At 73.4% G+C, this 16,837-nt stretch carries 21 protein-coding genes; 17 read left to right on the top strand and 4 right to left on the bottom strand.

From position 1 onward, the window contains the following. Window positions 1-500 precede the first annotated feature (500 nt). From infA to DSZ44_RS07125, 8 genes are all read left to right on the top strand, one after another. A complete protein-coding gene (gene infA / locus DSZ44_RS07160) occupies window positions 501-722 on the top strand; it encodes a translation initiation factor IF-1 (protein ID WP_110851913.1) in 222 nt (73 codons plus the stop codon). 59 nt (window positions 723-781) lie between these two features. Next, on the top strand, window positions 782-895 hold the full coding sequence (rpmJ, locus tag DSZ44_RS07155) for a 50S ribosomal protein L36 (RefSeq protein WP_110851912.1): 114 nt from the start codon (window positions 782-784) through the stop codon (window positions 893-895). Window positions 896-1,031: 136 nt separating this feature from the next. After that, a complete protein-coding gene (gene rpsM, locus DSZ44_RS07150) occupies window positions 1,032-1,406 on the top strand; it encodes a 30S ribosomal protein S13 (protein ID WP_110851946.1) in 375 nt (124 codons plus the stop codon). 73 nt (window positions 1,407-1,479) lie between these two features. Beyond that, window positions 1,480-1,887: a 30S ribosomal protein S11 gene (rpsK, locus tag DSZ44_RS07145; protein ID WP_110851911.1), complete on the top strand. Its 408-nt coding sequence runs from the start codon at window positions 1,480-1,482 to the stop codon at window positions 1,885-1,887. Window positions 1,888-2,028: 141 nt separating this feature from the next. Continuing rightward, window positions 2,029-3,048, top strand: a complete 1,020-nt coding sequence (locus DSZ44_RS07140) for a DNA-directed RNA polymerase subunit alpha (protein WP_110851910.1) — start codon at window positions 2,029-2,031, stop codon at window positions 3,046-3,048. A gap of 30 nt (window positions 3,049-3,078) precedes the next feature. Then, complete coding sequence (gene rplQ / locus DSZ44_RS07135) at window positions 3,079-3,696, top strand: 50S ribosomal protein L17 (RefSeq protein WP_110851909.1); 618 nt, start codon at window positions 3,079-3,081, stop codon at window positions 3,694-3,696. A gap of 239 nt (window positions 3,697-3,935) precedes the next feature. Further along, on the top strand, window positions 3,936-4,187 hold the full coding sequence (locus DSZ44_RS07130) for a PqqD family protein (protein ID WP_110851908.1): 252 nt from the start codon (window positions 3,936-3,938) through the stop codon (window positions 4,185-4,187). A 19-nt stretch (window positions 4,188-4,206) separates the two neighbouring features. Beyond that, window positions 4,207-6,075: an ABC transporter ATP-binding protein gene (locus tag DSZ44_RS07125; protein WP_110851907.1), complete on the top strand. Its 1,869-nt coding sequence runs from the start codon at window positions 4,207-4,209 to the stop codon at window positions 6,073-6,075. Here the strand turns inward: DSZ44_RS07125 and DSZ44_RS07120 are convergent, their stop codons facing one another. The 3 genes from DSZ44_RS07120 to DSZ44_RS07110 form a co-directional block, all read right to left on the bottom strand. Next, on the bottom strand, window positions 6,076-7,050 hold the full coding sequence (locus tag DSZ44_RS07120) for a phosphoenolpyruvate carboxykinase (ATP) (RefSeq protein WP_110851906.1): 975 nt from the start codon (window positions 7,048-7,050) through the stop codon (window positions 6,076-6,078). It lies immediately after the preceding gene. Then, a complete protein-coding gene (locus DSZ44_RS07115; protein WP_110851905.1) occupies window positions 7,047-8,216 on the bottom strand; it encodes an asparagine synthase-related protein in 1,170 nt (389 codons plus the stop codon). The genes DSZ44_RS07120 and DSZ44_RS07115 overlap by 4 nt, the downstream gene beginning before the upstream one ends. An 84-nt stretch (window positions 8,217-8,300) precedes the next feature. Beyond that, window positions 8,301-8,450 (bottom strand): lasso RiPP family leader peptide-containing protein, encoded by a 150-nt coding sequence (locus DSZ44_RS07110; RefSeq protein ID WP_110851904.1) that lies wholly within the window; start codon window positions 8,448-8,450, stop codon window positions 8,301-8,303. Window positions 8,451-8,748: 298 nt separating this feature from the next. Between DSZ44_RS07110 and DSZ44_RS07105 the strand changes: the two genes are divergently transcribed. Both DSZ44_RS07105 and DSZ44_RS07100 read left to right on the top strand, forming a co-directional pair. Beyond that, window positions 8,749-9,882 (top strand): nucleotidyltransferase domain-containing protein, encoded by a 1,134-nt coding sequence (locus tag DSZ44_RS07105; protein ID WP_181424557.1) that lies wholly within the window; start codon window positions 8,749-8,751, stop codon window positions 9,880-9,882. Beyond that, window positions 9,879-10,619, top strand: a complete 741-nt coding sequence (locus DSZ44_RS07100) for an alpha/beta fold hydrolase (RefSeq protein ID WP_258369294.1) — start codon at window positions 9,879-9,881, stop codon at window positions 10,617-10,619. The genes DSZ44_RS07105 and DSZ44_RS07100 overlap by 4 nt, the downstream gene beginning before the upstream one ends. Here the strand turns inward: DSZ44_RS07100 and DSZ44_RS07095 are convergent. After that, window positions 10,597-11,394 (bottom strand): ROK family protein, encoded by a 798-nt coding sequence (locus DSZ44_RS07095; protein WP_373681238.1) that lies wholly within the window; start codon window positions 11,392-11,394, stop codon window positions 10,597-10,599. The two genes, DSZ44_RS07100 and DSZ44_RS07095, sit on opposite strands and share 23 nt — an antisense overlap. A 27-nt stretch (window positions 11,395-11,421) precedes the next feature. On the opposite strand from DSZ44_RS07095, the gene DSZ44_RS07090 reads away from it, so the two are divergent. The 7 genes from DSZ44_RS07090 to DSZ44_RS07060 all read left to right on the top strand — a co-directional run bounded on the left by DSZ44_RS07090 (window position 11,422) and on the right by DSZ44_RS07060 (window position 16,782). Further along, entirely contained in the window at window positions 11,422-12,312 is an 891-nt protein-coding gene (locus tag DSZ44_RS07090; RefSeq protein ID WP_110851901.1) for a tRNA pseudouridine synthase A, read from the top strand. Between the two features lie 49 nt (window positions 12,313-12,361). Further along, entirely contained in the window at window positions 12,362-12,826 is a 465-nt protein-coding gene (locus DSZ44_RS07085; protein ID WP_110851900.1) for a DUF5709 domain-containing protein, read from the top strand. 223 nt (window positions 12,827-13,049) lie between these two features. Beyond that, a complete protein-coding gene (gene rplM / locus DSZ44_RS07080) occupies window positions 13,050-13,493 on the top strand; it encodes a 50S ribosomal protein L13 (RefSeq protein WP_110851899.1) in 444 nt (147 codons plus the stop codon). Window positions 13,494-13,537: 44 nt separating this feature from the next. Beyond that, window positions 13,538-14,029: a 30S ribosomal protein S9 gene (gene rpsI / locus DSZ44_RS07075; RefSeq protein ID WP_110851898.1), complete on the top strand. Its 492-nt coding sequence runs from the start codon at window positions 13,538-13,540 to the stop codon at window positions 14,027-14,029. A gap of 209 nt (window positions 14,030-14,238) precedes the next feature. Continuing rightward, window positions 14,239-15,591 carry a phosphoglucosamine mutase gene (gene glmM / locus DSZ44_RS07070; protein WP_110851897.1) on the top strand — a complete coding sequence of 451 codons (1,353 nt, stop codon included), beginning with the start codon at window positions 14,239-14,241 and terminating at the stop codon, window positions 15,589-15,591. 95 nt (window positions 15,592-15,686) lie between these two features. Next, window positions 15,687-16,406: a DedA family protein gene (locus DSZ44_RS07065; RefSeq protein WP_181424556.1), complete on the top strand. Its 720-nt coding sequence runs from the start codon at window positions 15,687-15,689 to the stop codon at window positions 16,404-16,406. A gap of 238 nt (window positions 16,407-16,644) precedes the next feature. Then, window positions 16,645-16,782 (top strand): lasso RiPP family leader peptide-containing protein, encoded by a 138-nt coding sequence (locus DSZ44_RS07060; protein ID WP_110851895.1) that lies wholly within the window; start codon window positions 16,645-16,647, stop codon window positions 16,780-16,782. Window positions 16,783-16,837 lie beyond the last annotated feature (55 nt).

Raw genomic sequence — 16,837 nt, 5'->3', positions numbered from 1 at the left:
CCTCTCGGAGGTCGGCGTGCCGCCGGAGGCCGGGCCGGGCACCGGACGGCTGCAGGACACAGGCGCCGAGGTGGGGGCGCTCGTCGGCCTCGCTGGCCTCGCCGCCCTCGTCGGGGCCGGCCTGGCCGTCCTCGCCCGCCGCCGGGCAGCCACCGCCGGGCAGCCGCCCGGCCACTAGACCACCCCGGCCGGTCTTGCCCGGCCAGCCGGGGTCCAGGGTGAGGCAGGGCGCGCGAATCCCCGGTGCTTGTGATCGGTCCCGGGGGCGAGCCGTGCGACCCGCCTCCCCAGCCGGGCGGGGCCGTCCTCGGACGGCCCCGCCCGTGCCTCCCTGTGAGGGAGGTCATGCACGCGCAGGCCGGGGCCATGTCGTATGATGGAGCGCTGGACGAGCGTGCCTGCCACTTCCCTGCCTGGAACCTGGGGGACGGGCGTGTTCCACGGTACGCCCCGCCGTCGGACGACGGCGGCCATGCAGGAGAGAAGAGTTAGCGGAGGATATGGCGAAGAAGGACGGCGTCATCGAGATCGAGGGCAGCGTTGTCGAAGCGCTGCCCAACGCGATGTTCCGGGTGGAGCTGAGCAACGGCCACAAGGTGCTCGCGCACATCTCGGGCAAGATGCGTCAGAACTACATCCGGATCCTTCCCGAGGACCGGGTCGTCGTCGAGCTGAGCCCGTACGACCTCACCCGAGGTCGCATCGTCTACCGCTACAAGTAACCCACTCGACAATCGCCGTCGCGGTGCCCAGTGCGCCGGCGCGGCGGCGGAGGAATGCCATGAAGGTCAAGCCCAGCGTCAAGAAGATCTGCGACAACTGCAAGGTCATCCGTCGTCACGGCCGCGTGATGGTGATCTGCACCAACCTTCGTCACAAGCAGCGTCAGGGCTGATCTGACGACGGCGGCGTCCTGCCGCCAAGCGCACCGCTAGCTCCCACGGAGCAACCCTCGGCTCGGAGGCCGGGGCCCGTCCGGCTCGGACGGGAGGGTGGTGCGGGAGACCTCCGAGCAGCACAAGGAGCACAAGTTGGCACGACTCGTCGGCGTCGACCTCCCCCGCGAGAAGCGGCTTGAGATCGCGCTCACCTACATCTACGGCGTCGGGCGCACCCGCGCCAAGCAGGCGCTCGAGGCAACGGGCGTCAGCCCCGACCTTCGCGTCAAGGACATGACCGACAGCGACCTGGTCGCTCTCCGTGACTACATCGAGGGCAGCTTCAAGGTCGAAGGAGACCTGCGCCGTGAGGTCCAGGCCGACATCCGCCGCAAGGTGGAGATCGGCTCCTACCAGGGCCTGCGTCACCGTCGCGGACTGCCGGTCCGCGGTCAGCGCACGAAGACCAACGCGCGTACCCGCAAGGGTCCCAAGCGCACCGTGGCCGGCAAGAAGAAGGCCCGCTAAGTAGTCCGGTCGCACGTCGCGGCGCTCACCGCGCCGACTGCCACCGGTCCGACGACCAGGAGAGAAGCACCGCATGCCCCCCAAGACCCGCTCGGCGTCCACGGCCCGCAAGCCGCGCCGGAACCAGCGCAAGAACGTCACGCACGGTCACGCGTACATCAAGAGCACGTTCAACAACACGATCGTCACGCTCACCGACCCCACCGGCGCCGTCATCGCCTGGGCCTCCTCGGGCCAGGTCGGCTTCAAGGGCTCGCGCAAGTCGACGCCCTTCGCCGCCCAGATGGCGGCCGAGGCCGCGGCCCGCCGCGCCCAGGAGCACGGCATGAAGAAGGTCGACGTCTTCGTCAAGGGTCCCGGCTCCGGCCGTGAGACCGCGATCCGCTCCCTCACGGCCGCCGGCCTCGAGGTGGGCTCGATCCAGGACGTCACGCCCCAGGCCCACAACGGCTGCCGTCCCCCCAAGCGCCGCCGCGTCTGAGTCTCGCGCCGCACGCCGCCCCACCGGGGCGGCGTGCGGCAGCACGTGAGGCCCCGTCTCACCCTCCCGCCGGCCGGACCGATGCCCGGCGGGTGCCCTGCACGGCGTCATATAGCGGATGCCTGCTGAAAGGAACACATCGTGCTCATCGCACAGCGCCCCACCCTGACCGAAGAGGTCGTCACCGAGCAGCGCTCCCGGTTCGTCATCGAGCCGCTGGAGCCCGGCTTCGGCTACACCCTCGGCAACTCCCTGCGTCGCACCCTGCTCTCCTCGATCCCCGGTGCCGCCGTCACGAGCATCCGGATCGACGGTGTCCTCCACGAGTTCACGACCGTTCCCGGCGTGAAGGAGGACGTCACCGAGATCATCCTCAACATCAAGGGGATCGTCGTCTCCTCCGAGCACGACGAGCCCGTCGTGATGTACCTGCGCAAGCAGGGCCCGGGCGTCGTCACCGCCGGTGACATCACCCCGCCGGCCGGCGTCGAGGTCCACAACCCCGACCTGCACCTGGCGACCATCAACGCCAAGGGCAAGCTCGAGGTCGAGCTGACCGTCGAGCGTGGCCGCGGCTACGTGTCGGCGAGCCAGAACAAGAGCTTCGACTCCGAGATCGGCCGCGTGCCGGTCGACTCGATCTACTCCCCGGTCCTCAAGGTGACCTACAAGGTCGAGGCCACCCGTGTCGAGCAGCGCACCGACTTCGACCGCCTCATCGTCGACGTCGAGACGAAGAACGCGATCACGCCCCGTGACGCGCTCGCCTCGGCCGGCAAGACGCTCGTCGAGCTCTTCGGCCTGGCCCGCGAGCTCAACGTCGAGGCCGAGGGCATCGAGATCGGCCCCTCGCCGACCGACGCCGCCCTCGCCGCCGACCTCGCCCTGCCGATCGAGGAGCTCGGGCTGCAGTCGCGCTCGTACAACTGCCTCAAGCGCGAGGGCATCCACTCGGTGGGCGAGCTCGTCGCCCGCAGCGAGGCCGACCTGCTCGACATCCGCAACTTCGGGTCCAAGTCGATCGGTGAGATCCGCGAGAAGCTCGCTGCCCTGGGCCTCGGCCTCAAGGACAGCCCGGTCGACTTCGACATTTCGCAGGTCGAGGACGACGAGTCGGACTACGAGGGCGACGTCGAGTTCAGCGACGACGCGCGCGACTGACGCCACCCACGATTCACAACAGGAGAGATCATGCCCACTCCCGCTAAGGGCCCCCGTCTTGGTGGCAGCCCGGCTCACGAGCGTCACATGCTCGCGAACCTCGCCACCGCGCTGCTCGAGCACCGCGCCATCACGACGACGGAGCACCGCGCCAAGCGCCTGCGTCCGGTCGTCGAGAAGCTCATCACCCTCGGCAAGCGCGGCGACCTGCACGCCCGCCGCAAGGTGATGGCCACGATCCGTGACAAGGGCGTCGTGCACGACCTGTTCGCGGAGATCGCGCCGGCCATGGCCGAGCGTCAGGGTGGTTACACCCGGATCACCAAGACGGCCCCCCGCAAGGGCGACAACGCCCCCATGGCGGTCATCGAGCTCGTCATGGAGCCGGTGAGCCCCAAGCAGGCCACCGTCCGTGAGGCCGAGAAGGCCGTCGAGCGTGCCGCGAAGGACGCGACCACCCCCGCCGTCGAGGCCCCCGAGACCACCGTCTCGGACGAGGCCGCCGACGCCGTCGAGGACGCCAAGGCCGAGGAGACCCAGGAGGCCAAGCAGGCCGCCGCCGAGTCCTCCGCCCAGGCTGCCACCGACGCCGCCACCGACGCGCAGGCCGACGAGTCCCCCACGGGGCACGCCAACCCGCGCGGCTGACCGACGACCGGCGTCGAGCCGGTCCACCTGCTCGGGGATCCCACGAGGTCACCCCGACGAGTCGCGAGGCCCCACACCCTCACCCGGGTGTGGGGCCTCGCGTGCACCCACGATCGTCCGCTCGACCCCTACGGGCCGGCCCGCACCGGCACTACGCTCGAGACGACCGCCGGCCCCGCGCCCACGCGGCACCGGCGTGGCCGCGCGGCAGCGGCCGGACGACTCGAGAGGGAGCACACGTGCAGCTGCGGAGCGAGGACATCACCTGGCAGGAGATCGACGGCGAGCTCGTCATCCTCGACACCGCCCGGTCGGTGTACCTGACGACGAACGTGGCCGGCGCGCACCTGGCCAAGCTCCTCACCGAGGACCGGTCGCTCGAGGAGCTCACCGACGCGCTGACCGCGGAGTACGACATCGACCGGCCGACCGCGGAGCAGGACGCGGCGGCGTTCGTGGCGGACCTGCGCACCAAGGGGCTGCTGCGGTGACCCGCGCCGGGGCAGCACGGTGAGCGACGAGCCCCCAGCCCTGGTCGACCCCCTCGACCTGCGCATCGAGAGCCGCAACCAGCGACGCTCCGCCGGGCGGCTGTGGCAGCTGCTGCGCCGGTCGACCCGGCTCGTGTGGAGCGCCGGACGGCTGCTGTTCGTGGCGCTGCTCCTCGTGCAGGTGCTCTCGGCGCTCGTCCTCGCCGGGCAGGTGGTCGTCGTCGAGTCCTTCCTCTCCGCGGTGCTCGGGCTGGGGCCCGGTGGTGGGGTCCCGCAGGCCCTGCTGCTGGCGACGCTCGCGCTGTCCGGGCTCATGGCCCTGAGTGCCCTCCTCGGGTCGCTGCGCGCCAACCTCAGCCGCTACCTCGGGGAGGCCGTCGCCCGCCGGACCTACCAGGACGTCCTCGACGTCGCCACCAGCGTCTCGCTGCGGCACTTCGAGTCCCCCCTCTTCTACGACCGGCTGCAGCGCGTGCAGGCCGCCGCCCCGACCCGGCCGTTCCAGGTGACGCAGGCCCTGCTCGGGATCGTCGGCGGGCTCACCGCGACGGTGGGCGTGGGGGTCGTCCTCATCGGGATCCACCCGGTGCTGCTCCCGCTGCTGCTCCTCGGCGGGCTGCCGATGGTCCTCACCAACCGGCGGGAGAGCCGGCTGGAGTTCGGCTTCACCGTCGACCAGACGCCCCGGCAGCGCCAGCGCATGTACCTCAGCTACCTCCTCACCACCCGCGACGAGGCCAAGGAGATCCGGGCCTTCGACATCGGTCGGCCGCTGCGCGGGCGTTTCGACGGGCTGTACGGGCGCTACCTCACCGACCTCGCCCGCCACCTGCGCAGGCGCAGCGTCCTCAGTGTCCTCGGCAACCTCGGCGCCGCCGCCGTGCTGACCGGCACCCTGCTCGTCCTCGTGTGGCTCATCGGCCGCGGGGCCGTCTCCGTCGCTGAGGCCGGTGCGGCCATCGTGGCCATCCGGATGCTCCAGGGGCAGGTGCAGGCCCTCCTCAAGGGCATGCAGTCGATCTTCGAGGCGGGCCTGTTCCTCCAGGACGTCGACCAGTTCATGGAGCTCGGGGCGGCTGCCCGCGAGGACGAGGCGGGCGCGGAGGCGCCCGCGAGCTTCGAGGAGATCGTGGTCGACGACGTCCGCTTCAGCTACCCCGGTGGCCGCACCGAGGCGCTGCGCGGCGTCGACCTGCGGATCCGGCGCGGCCAGGTCGTCGCGCTCGTCGGGGAGAACGGTTCGGGCAAGACGACGCTCGCCAAGATCCTCGCGGGCCTGTACGACCCCACCGGCGGCACGGTGCGCTGGGACGGGCGCGACACCCGCTCGTACGCGCGGTCGTCGGTCCGCGCACGGGTGGCGGTCATCTTCCAGGACTTCGTCCGCTACGCCTTCACGGCCCGGGAGAATATCGCCGTCGGCCGCTTCGACGACGAGGTCGAGGACGCGCGGACGGTCGCGGCCGCGCGCCGCGCGGGCGCGGACGGGTTCCTCTCCGCGCTGCCCGAGGGCTACGACACGATCCTCTCCCGGATGTTCAAGGGCGGGCGGGACCTGTCGGGCGGCCAGTGGCAGCGGGTCGCCATCGCGCGGGCCTTCCACCGCGACGCGCAGCTCATGATCCTCGACGAGCCGACGGCGGCGCTGGACCCGCGGGCGGAGAGCGCGCTGTACGAGTCGCTGCGCGAGGTCCTGGCCGGGCGCACCGCGGTCTTCATCTCCCACCGCTTCTCCTCGGTCCGCGCGGCGGACGTCATCTACGTCCTCGAGGAGGGGCGGGTGGTCGAGGCCGGCTCCCACGAGACGCTCATGGCCCAGGAGGGCAGGTACGCCGAGCTGTTCCGTCTCCAGGCGGCCGCCTACCTCGACGCCGAGCCGCAGACCTGACTACACCCGGCTGGAGTAGCGGTCCACCGCCGCCCAGACCGTCTCGGCGACGTCGTCACGGAAGGGCGGCCCCCAGGGCACGTGGGCGACGAGCACGGGCACCGTCCGGGCCAGCGATGACGTGTGGGCGAGCACCTGGCCGAGCACGGCCGGGTCCCGCCAGCCCATGAGCCGGGGGAAGCTCATGAGGGCGAACACGGCGGCCTTGGGGTCGAGCAGCTCCATGCCCAGGTGGTCCTCCCGGTTCGGGCGGGGCAGCACGACCGCGGCGAGGGGGACGGCGGGGACGGGCGGGGGCTCCAGGCCGACGACGACCCGCTGGTCGGCACTGACCCGGCGGCGGAAGGAGCCGGGGGCGAAGCCGGCCGCGAGCACCTCGGCCCCCGGGCGCAGCCTCAGCTCGGTCGCGCCGAGGGGGACCAGGGGAGGCTCCCCGTCCGCGGGGGCGACGGGCACGACGTCGTCGCTCACCACCCGGGCACCGGAGGAGCACATGAGTGCGGCGAGGGTGCTCTTGCCCATGCCCGAGTGCCCGACGAAGGCGATCGCCCGGCCGTCCTGCTCGACGGCGCTCGCGTGGAGCACCGCGTTGCCACGCAGGTAGAGCTGCAGGGCCAGGAGGGTGCCGGTGGTCATGATGGCGCGCATGCCCGGGTCGGCGCCCTCGGCGAGATGGACGGTGACGTCGGCGAGGTCGGGGCTGAGGACGATGTCGCACACGGAGTACACGCGGAGCAGCACCGAGCCGTCGGGGCGACGGACCGCCGTGTACCAGCGGTCCGGGTGCTCGCCGAAGTCGAGGACGACCTCCCCGGACGGCGTCTCACCGGTCGCCGGCACGGGCGGGCCGTCGACGACCGTGAGGTCGACGGGGGTTCCCGCGGGCGCGGGGCGGTCCTGGTGGAGGGGGAAGTCCGCGGCGACCGTGAGCCCGTACAGGAGCTGGGGAGGCTCGCTCGTGCCGGCAACGCTCACGGTGAGTCCCCCAGGTCGATGCCCTCGGCACGTGCCCAGGCCACGTGGAGCAGGAAGTCCGCGCTGGGGTGGTGGCGGTCGGACAGCCACGCGGCGCGCAGCTCCTCGGCGTCGACCCACGCGGGGTCGAGCCCGCTGCCGTCCCAGCCGCGGGCGAAGGCTCGCTCCTCGGGCCCCCAGCGGGTGGAGTTGAACGCGGCCTTGGACCGGCGGCGCAGCACCTCGTCCGGCAGGAGGTCGTGGAACAGTCGCCGGAAGATGGCCGTGCGGTCGCCCCACCCGAGGGGGCCCGCCTGGCGGGCGATCGCCCCGGCGACCCGCGGGTCGTTGAAGGGCGTGACCGGGAGCAGCCCGTACTCGGTGATGGCGGCGTCGAAGTTCGCCGCGAAGACCGCGGGGGCGCGGGAGGCCATGATCGTGCGGGTGGCGGCGTCCCAGCGCAGCGGTTCGCTCACCAGGTGCTCCAGCTCCCGCAGGTACTCCGTCGCCGCGGCGGGCCGCAGCCAGGGCGGGGCCGCGCCGGAGCGGCGCACCTCGCGGCGTACCAGGGCGCGCGGACGGACGGCACGCAGCCCGCCACGGAGCGACGCGCGACGGGGTCGGCGCAGGGTCAGGGCGTCGCGGAGGTTCCCCATCCGGTGACCGTCCAGGAGGATGTCCCCGCCCTCGCCGGAGACGACCGTGGCCCCCGGCTCCAGGTGCCGGTAGGCCGCCCCGTGCAGCTGGACGGCCTCGGGCCACACGGGACCGTGCCGGCGCAGGGCGGCCCGGGCGACCTCCCCGAGCAGGCGCTGCTCGCCGTCGAACTCGAGGACCACCTGCCCGGGCAGGCGGAGGTGAGCCAGGACCAGCTCCTGCCACCGCGTCTCGTCGGACTCCGGGGCGGCGGGGTGGCGCACCGTCACGGGAACGGGTGCGGGCAGTCCCTCACGGCGTGCCACGTGGACGGCGAGGGCGAGGAGGGCTGAGGAGTCGCGGCCCCCGGAGAACAGGACGTAGCACGGCGTCGTGCTCAGTGCGGTCAGGAGGATCTCCTCGAGCACCTGCCTCGTCGGCAGCCGTGGCGCCGAGGTGACGGGCACGGTGGAGCGGCTCCGGGGGAGGGCGAGGAGGGTCTCCTGCGCGGAGAGCGGGACGAACGCGGCCCTCGCGGTCGGTGCTGTCATGGGTCCCTCGGGAGTCGGCCGGACAGGACGCTGCGGGCCGGGCGGACCCTGACGGTCACCCCGGCCCGCAGTGTGTGTGGGGACTCAGCGAGAGCCCGGTGCGGGGCCCGGCTGGTTGGGCTTCCACTCGCCCCAGTAGACGGTGTTGTCCGTGTAGGCGGCGAGGAACTGACTGCCCAGGGTCAGGCCGTGGACACTGCCGACCTCGGTCACCCGCGGTGCTTCGTAAGCCATGGTGGTCCTCCTTCCAGGGATGTGCGGTTGTCGTAGGGAGGACCCCCCGGAGGAGGGACCTGTCACCCGGCGGGCACGGTCGCCGGTGACGTGGTCCGAGCCTAGGCGCGGCCCTTCGCTGCGCGAACCGCCTCGGGGCGGGAACCGAGGTGACGCCCGGGTGATCACCCCGGGTGGTGTCCTCACCCGCAGTGCCTCACCCCTCACGACTCAGCCGGACCGCCTCCCGATGCGGCTCGCGGTCGCTACGCTCCCGCTAGCAGGCCGCCGCGACGGGCGACGGTGTGGAAGGACGGCGATGCAGCACAGCACCCGACGCGCGGTCGGAGACCTCCTCGTGGCGGTGTGCCGCGGCGAGATCGCCACCGCCCCACCCCTGCCCACGGACGCCGTCGTCGCGGCGGTGCGCCACCACCGGGTCTCCCCGCTCGCCCACGTGCGGCTGCGCGAGGCCGCGCCGGCGGTCGCCGAGGTGCTGCGGCCCGACCGGGAGGGCGCCAAGTCGCTCCACATCCGCGCCACGATGCTGCTCGGGCAGGTGGGGCAGCTGCTCGGGGACGTCCCCTGGGTGGTCTTCAAGGGGCCGGTGCTCTCGCAGCTCGCCCACCCGGTGCCCGGCCTGCGCCCCTACGGCGACCTCGACCTCCTCGTCGCGCCGCACACGCTGCGCGCGGTGAGCGAGGTCCTCCTCGGGGCCGGCTGGCGGGTGGGCGACTACGAGGACATGCTGCGCAACCCCCAGACGCCGGGGGAGATGCACTGGTTCACGCCGGCCGGCATCCAGGTGGACCTCCACTGGGCGATGATCAACACCCAGGCGCGGCGGCGGCAGTTCACCGTCTCGACCGAGGACATCCTCGGGCGCCGACGCCGCGTGGGCGTCGGGCTGGGCCAGGCGTGGACGATGGACGAGGCGGACACCCTCGTCCACGTGTGCCTCCACGCGGCGCTCGCGGGCGCCAACAGGTTGGGCTGGATGGTCGACGTCGACCAGCTCGCGCGCCAGGTCCAGGACTGGACGCCGGTGGCCGCTCGGGCCGCGGAGTGGGGCGCGCAGCCGCAGGTGGCCCTGGCGCTGCGCCGGGCGACGGCCACGCTCGGCACGCCGGTGCCGGCGCGCGTGCACGACCTGCTCGGCACCTCCCGGCCCCAGCGGCTCCTGCTCGACGCCGTCGACCGCCTCTCGCCCGTGGCGCGGCTCCAGCAGGACGCCTCGGTCTCCCGTCTCGTCGCCCGCGCGGTCGGCCGCGGTGCGGCCCGCACCCTCACGCAGGTCGCCCGTAACGCCGGCCAGGGCGTCGTGGACCGCCTGCGGCCCGCGCCGTCCGCGGCGCCCGTGCGCACGACCGCCGGGACTGCGGCCCTCGAGTCCTACCTCGCCGCCGTCGAGGCCGGCGCCCCGGTCCCCGCCGGCGGACGGAGGGCGCCGTGACCGCTGCTGTGACGGTCCTCCTCGTCCACGGCATCCGCGCCTCCCGCACGATGTGGCGCCCCCAGCTCGCCGCGCTCGAGGAGGCCGGGGTGGCGGCCCTCGCCCCGGACCTGCCCGGCCACGGCGAGCGCGCGGGAGAGACCTTCACCCTCGACGGCGCCCGGGCCGCGGTGGAGGAGGCGGCCCGCTCGGCGGGGGGCGCCGTCGTCGTCGTGGGCCTGTCTCTCGGCGGTTACCTCACCCTGCACTGGGCGGCGCGGACCGAGCAGCGCGTCGTCGGGGTGCTGGCGGCGGGGTGCTCCACCCGTCCGCGCGGCCCGGGCCTGGCCGCGTACCGACGGGTCGCCGCGCTCATCGCCAGGCTGCCCGACGGCGGACGCCGGCTCAACGACACCCTCGCGCGAGTGGCGCTGCCGCCCGCGGCACTCGCGGACCTCCACGAGGGCGGCATGGAGCTCGGCGTCATGGACGCAGCCCTCGCGGCGGTCGGGGGTCTGGACCCGATCGCCGACCTGCGCGCCATCGACGCACCGGTGCGCCTCGTCAACGGTCGCTGGGACCACTTCCGGACCGAGGAGCGCCGCTTCCTCGCCGCCTGCCGCGACGGGCGCCTCGACATCGTGCCCGGGGCCACGCACCTCGTCTCGCTCGTGCGGCCCGCGGAGTTCAACCGGATCGTGCTGGACCTCGTCGAGGAGGTCGCGCCCGGCTCGGTCAGGACGGCCCGCTCGGCGTGATCCCGCCGAGCTCCCAGGCACGGACCCCGCCGACGATCCCCGCGCTGTTGGGGACGATGACGACGTCGTCGCCCAGGCGGTCGAGGGTCGTCGCGGTGATGCGACGGGAGTTGCCGCCCCCGAGGTAGAGCCGGTCCCACAGCACCACCGGACGCAGCGAGTCGACGACCTGCCGCACCCGCCGCGACCACATCGCGTCCCCGAGCCGCAGCCGCTCGTGCTCGCCGATGTACTCGTCGTAGGTCAGCCCCCACCGGGCCTGCGCGCGCGAGAGCTCCAGGTGCGGGGCGAGCCGGCCGCCGTCGAACAGGGCGTTGCCCAGGCCCGTGCCGAGCGTGACGACGAGCTCGAGGCCCGCCCCGGCGACCACACCCGCACCGTGGACCTCGGCGTCGTTGAGGAGGAGCACCGGCACGCCGAGCCCGGCACTGAGGGTCTCCTGGAGGTCGAGGTTCTCCCACGCCGCGACGAGGTCGGGCAGCACCTTGGTCCGCGGCCCGGCGCGCGTGACGTAGTGCGGGGTGGTGACGACGACGCCGTGCCGGATCATCCCCGGCATCCCCACGGTGGCGCGCTCGGCGGGAGGCAGCTGCCCGGCCAGGGACCGGATCGTGTCGACGAGCCGCTGCGGGGGCAGCGGGTAGGGCGTGGCCGCCCGGACCGGCTGGGCGTGCATCGTGCCGGCGGCGTCGAGCACCGAGGCCTTGATCCCGCCGCCGCCGCAGTCGACGGCGAGGGTGGTCGGGCCGCGGCCTGCGGTGCTCAGTGGGTCCACCCGCGCGACGGTACTAGCCTGCGAGACGTGAGCGCTGCCCCCGACGACGAGACGGTCCGGCTGCGGCTGGACCTCGGCTACGACGGCACGGACTTCGCCGGGTGGGCCACCCAGCCCGGTCTGCGCACGGTCCAGGGAACCCTGGAGGACGCGCTCACCACGGTCCTGCGCCTGGGGGTGCCCGCTCGGCTGACGGTCGCCGGACGCACCGACGCCGGCGTCCACGCGCGCGGCCAGGTCGCCCACCTGGACGTGCCGCTCACCGCCTGGCGGACGGTGCCCGGGCGCAGCGACCGTCCGCCGGAGGAGGCACTCGTCTCCCGGCTCGCCGGCGTCCTCGGCCGGGACGCGCGCCCCCGCGGGGCGGGTGACGTCGTCGTCCACCGCGTGCGCGTGGCGCCGCCCGGCTTCGACGCCAGGTTCTCCGCGGTGTGGCGGCGTTACGCCTACCGGGTGGCGGACGCGCCCGCCGCACGTGACCCGCTGCGGCGGCGCGACGTCCTGTGGCACGGGCGCGAGCTCGACGTCGCGGCCATGGACGTCGCCGCCCAGTGGCTGCGCGGGGAGCACGACTTCGCGGCGTACTGCAAGCCCCGTGAGGGCGCCACGACCATCCGTACCCTCGAGGAGCTGCGCTGGGAGCGACGGACCGACGGCCTCGTCGTCGCCACCGTCCGCGCGGACGCCTTCTGCCACTCGATGGTGCGCGCGCTCGTCGGGGCGAGCCTCGCCGTCGGGGAGGGGCGCCGGCCGGTGGACTGGCCCGCCGCGGTCCTCGCCGCCCGCCGCCGTGACCCGGGTGTCGCCGTCGTCGCCGCCCACGGTCTCACCCTCGAGGAGGTCGGCTACCCCGCCGACGAGGCGCTCGCCACCCGGGCGGCGCAGGCTCGTAACGTGCGCACCCTGCCGGCGCGGTAGCCGGACCTTCCTCGTGCGCCCCCCGGAGGGCGGTGGCAGCCTGGGAGGCATGACCGAGCCAGGAGACACCCCAGCAACCAGCCCGGACCCGTCGCTGCCCGGCGAGGGCGACACGGACAAGCTGCCCCAGGAGGACACCCTCGAGCAGCGCGGCGTCGACGACGTCATGGACGAGGGCTACGTCCCGCTGGACCGCGACCCGCTCCGCGGCAAGAACCTCACCCAGGCGGAGCAGATCGAGGGCGACACGATCACCGAGCGGCTCGACCAGGAGGAGCCCGAGGTCTGGCAGGAGCCGCAGCAGCCCGAGGCGCACCGCGAGCCGGACCGCGCCGGGCGCATCGAGGCCGTGTCCGAGGAGGCCGCCGGACCGCTCGGCGAGCGCGAGCAGGACATGGTGGCCGAGGACGTCGGCGTCGCCGGTGGCGCCGCCACGGCCGAGGAGGCCGCGATGCGCGTCCGCGAGGAGGACGACCCCATCGGGCTCACCGGGGAGGGCGGCACGCCCGGCTGACCCGGGTGGCACGTCTCACTCAGGTCGCCGTCCGCCGCCTTTGACCCAGCGCGGCGGGCGGCGGTACTCTTGGATGTCGTTGTGCATCCCTTTGCGCTCCCCGGTGCTCCCACTCGCCGGCGCAGCGGCGCGGATGCGCGCAGCGAGCATCACCAGACCATGGACGGCCCATGCGCCAACGCGCACGACGCCGCCCGACGACAGAGAAACGAAGGCTACGCCCGTGCGCACGTACACACCGAAGCCCGGCGACGTCGAGAAGAACTGGTACGTCATCGACGCTACCGACGTCGTCCTCGGCCGACTGGCGACCCACGTCGCCACCCTGCTCCGTGGGAAGCACAAGCCGAGCTTCGCACCGCACGTCGACAACGGTGACTTCGTCATCGTGATCAACGCGGAGAAGGTCGCCCTCACCGGCAGCAAGCTCGATGACAAGCTCGCCTACCGCCACTCGGGCTACCCGGGCGGCCTCAAGGCCACGAGCTACGCCCAGCTCCTCGAGCGCTTCCCGGAGCGTGCGATCGAGAAGGCTGTCCGCGGCATGGTGCCCAAGACGACCCTCGGCCGCGAGCAGCTCAAGAAGCTCAAGGTCTACGCAGGCCCGGAGCACCCCCACGCCGCGCAGCAGCCGCAGGCCTTCGAGATCACCCAGGTTGCCCAGTAGTCCGCAAGGACGCGGCAGCCTCTCACCAGGACACGAGGAGAACTGTGGCTGAGACCACTCCCGAGATCGAGCTGGACGACGAGAACGTCCCCAGCAGCTACACCACCGAGACCGACGCACCCGCCGCGGGTGCCGGTCAGAGCCTCACCGCCCCGGGTCAGGCGCTCGGCCGCCGCAAGGAAGCGGTTGCGCGCGTCCGACTCGTCCCCGGGACGGGCCAGTGGACCATCAACGGTCGCTCGCTGGAGGACTACTTCCCCAACAAGCTCCACCAGCAGCTGGTGAGCTCGCCGTTCACGCTGCTCGACATCGACGGCCGCTTCGACGTCGTCGCGCGGATCCACGGCGGCGGCATCTCCGGCCAGGCCGGTGCGCTGCGCCTGGGCGTTGCCCGCGCGCTCAACGAGATCGACTCCGAGTCGAACCGTCCGGCGCTGAAGAAGGCCGGGTTCCTCACCCGCGACGCCCGCGCCGTCGAGCGCAAGAAGGCCGGCCTCAAGAAGGCCCGCAAGGCCCCGCAGTACTCCAAGCGCTGATCCAGCGCTGAGTGGAACGGCCCCGTCGACCGGCGGGGCCGTTCCGCGTTTCTGCACCGTCCCCCGAAGGTCGCACCCGGTGCGTCGCACGACGCCGGGAGCGCCGCGAACGTCGCCCAACTCACCACGTGGGCGGGTGGCGGGGGTGTGGTCCTCTGGCACCATGGGTCGGGGCCCTCGGCCCCCAGGCCTCGAGACGAAGGAATCCCATGCCCCGACTGTTCGGAACCGACGGTGTGCGCGGACTCGCCAACCGAGACATCTCCGCCGAGCTGGCCCTCGGCCTCGGTGCGGCAGCGGCACGGGTCCTCACCGCCACCGCGGGCGCGGAGGGACGCCGTCCCCGCGCCGTCATCGGCCGTGACACCCGAATCTCCGGGGACTTCCTCTCCGCCGCGCTGGCCGCCGGGCTCACGAGCGCGGGCGTTGACGTCGTCGAGGTCGGCGTGCTGCCCACCCCGGGCGTGGCCCACCTCACGGCGACGACGGACGTCGACCTCGGCGTCGTCATCTCCGCCTCGCACAACCCCATGCCCGACAACGGCATCAAGTTCTTCGCCCACGGCGGCTTCAAGCTCGAGGACGCCATCGAGGACGCCATCGAGGCGAGCCTCGGCGCCGCGTGGGACCGCCCGGTCGCCGACGGCGTGGGCCGCATCGAGGAGGACGCGCGCGCCGCGGACCGCACCTACATCGACCACCTCGTCGCCGCGACCGGCCGGCCGCTGGAGGCTCTGCGCATCGCCATCGACTGCGCCAACGGCGCGGCCAGCGACATCGCGCCCCTCGCGCTGCGCGAGGCGGGCGCCGACGTCGTCGTCATCAACGCCTCGCCCGACGGCCGCAACATCAACGACGACTGCGGCTCCACCCACCCCGAGCAGCTCCAGGCGGTCACCGTCGCCTCCGGCGCGGCCATGGGCGTCGCCTTCGACGGCGACGCCGACCGCTGCATCGCGGTCGACCACGAGGGCACGATCGTCGACGGCGACCAGATCATGGGGGTGCTCGCCACCGCGTTCAAGGAGCAGGGCCGGCTCGCCGAGGACACCCTCGTCGTCACCGTGATGAGCAACCTCGGGCTCCTCCTCGCCATGCGGGACGCCGGGATCCGCACCGTCCAGACGGCGGTCGGGGACCGCTACGTCCTCGAGGCGATGCGCGCCGGCGGCTTCAGCCTCGGCGGGGAGCAGTCCGGCCACATCATCGCCAGCGACCACGCGACCACCGGCGACGGCCTCCTCACCGCGCTGCTCCTGGCCGCCCGGGTGGTCGAGACGGGCCGCTCGCTGGCCGAGCTCGGCGCGATCGTCACCCGCCTGCCGCAGACGCTCGTCAACGTCCCCGACGTCGACAAGGCCCGTGCCGGGACCGACGAGGGGCTGCGCGACGCGGTCGCCGCCGCCGAGCAGCGCCTCGGTGACACCGGCCGTGTGCTGCTCCGCCCCTCGGGGACCGAGGCGCTCGTGCGCGTCATGGTCGAGGCCGCGACCCAGGAGGAGGCCGACGCCGTCGCCGCGGAGCTCGCGGACGTCGTGCGCACGCGACTCGCGCTGGGCTGACTCAGGGGTCCGTCAGGGGCATCCCCGGTGACACCGGGGTGCCCGGCAAGGTCTAATGGTCCGGTGACGCGAACCGGTGCCCGATGACGGCGGCCATGGCGGCGATCGAGTCGTGGGTCCTCGGCATGGCCGACTCCCCGTGGCTGCTCGTCGCCGTCCTCGTCCTGGCGACCGTCGACGGGTTCTTCCCGCCGGTGCCGAGCGAGTCGATCGTCATCGGCGTCGCCGTCCTCGCGATGACGGGCGACGGCCCCAACCTGTGGCTGCTCATCCTGGTCGCCGCGGTCGGTGCCTTCACCGGCGACGTCATCGCGTACACGATCGGCAGCAGGGTCCCGATCGACCGGCTGCGCATCTTCCAGGGCAGACGCGGCCGGGCGAGCCTCGCCTGGGCCAGGCGTGCCCTCGCCCAGCGGGGCACCGTGCTCATCCTCTCCGCCCGGTTCGTCCCGATCGGGCGCGTGGCGGTCAACATGACGGCCGGTGCGGTCGGCTTCCCCCGCGCCCGGTTCGTCCTCATCGCCGCGATCGCGGCGATCGTGTGGGGCGGCTACTCCACGGCCCTCGGGATCGGTGCCGGAGTCTTCCTCCACGACCACCCGCTCATCGCGATCGCCGCCGGTGTCACCGGTGGAGTCCTCATCGGGTTCGTCGTGGACGCCGCCCTGCGGTGGGTGCACCGGCGGTTCGGCAGCAAGCTCCCGGAGAGTCTCGACGTCCTGGACCCGGACTTCGTGGCCCCGTCGGAGGGTGAGGTCACCGAGGGGCGGCAGGACCGCCGCGACTGCGACGAGCGGACGAGCACGCCCGGCTGACGGCCCGGAGCCCCACGCGCCCCGAGACGGCGCTCCCGGTGACGGCGCGCCCGGTGCCCGACCCGGTGCCGACCATGCTCACTGCGCCCTCACCTCCCCGGGCGGTCTCACCCCTGCGGGGTCGGCGATTCACCCGTTCGTGACCCGCGGTCGGCAGGTGGTGCTGCGCTAACTTGACAACCGCCGCAGTTACTCCACTGACGGAGCACCACCTCCACCGACGACGAAGGGAATCCGCATGTACACATCTCCGCGCATCACTGAGGTCGGCTCAGTGCCCGAGCTCACGCTCGCACTGACGGGTCACGGCAGGGACGACCAGGTCTGGCTGTTCAAGTTCGGCGACAAGCCGGACCAGCCGCCGGTCGGCTCCTGACCGACGGTCTGAGGGAGGGGCCGGTACCCGGCCCCTCCCTCAACCATGAAGGAGC

This window comes from Georgenia satyanarayanai (assembly GCF_900116375.1).
In the GTDB taxonomy this organism is placed as follows: Bacteria; Actinomycetota; Actinomycetes; order Actinomycetales; family Actinomycetaceae; genus Oceanitalea; species Oceanitalea nanhaiensis.
The sequence above is the reverse complement of the archived record's forward strand: the minus strand, read 5'-3'. Positions and strand labels throughout refer to the sequence as shown.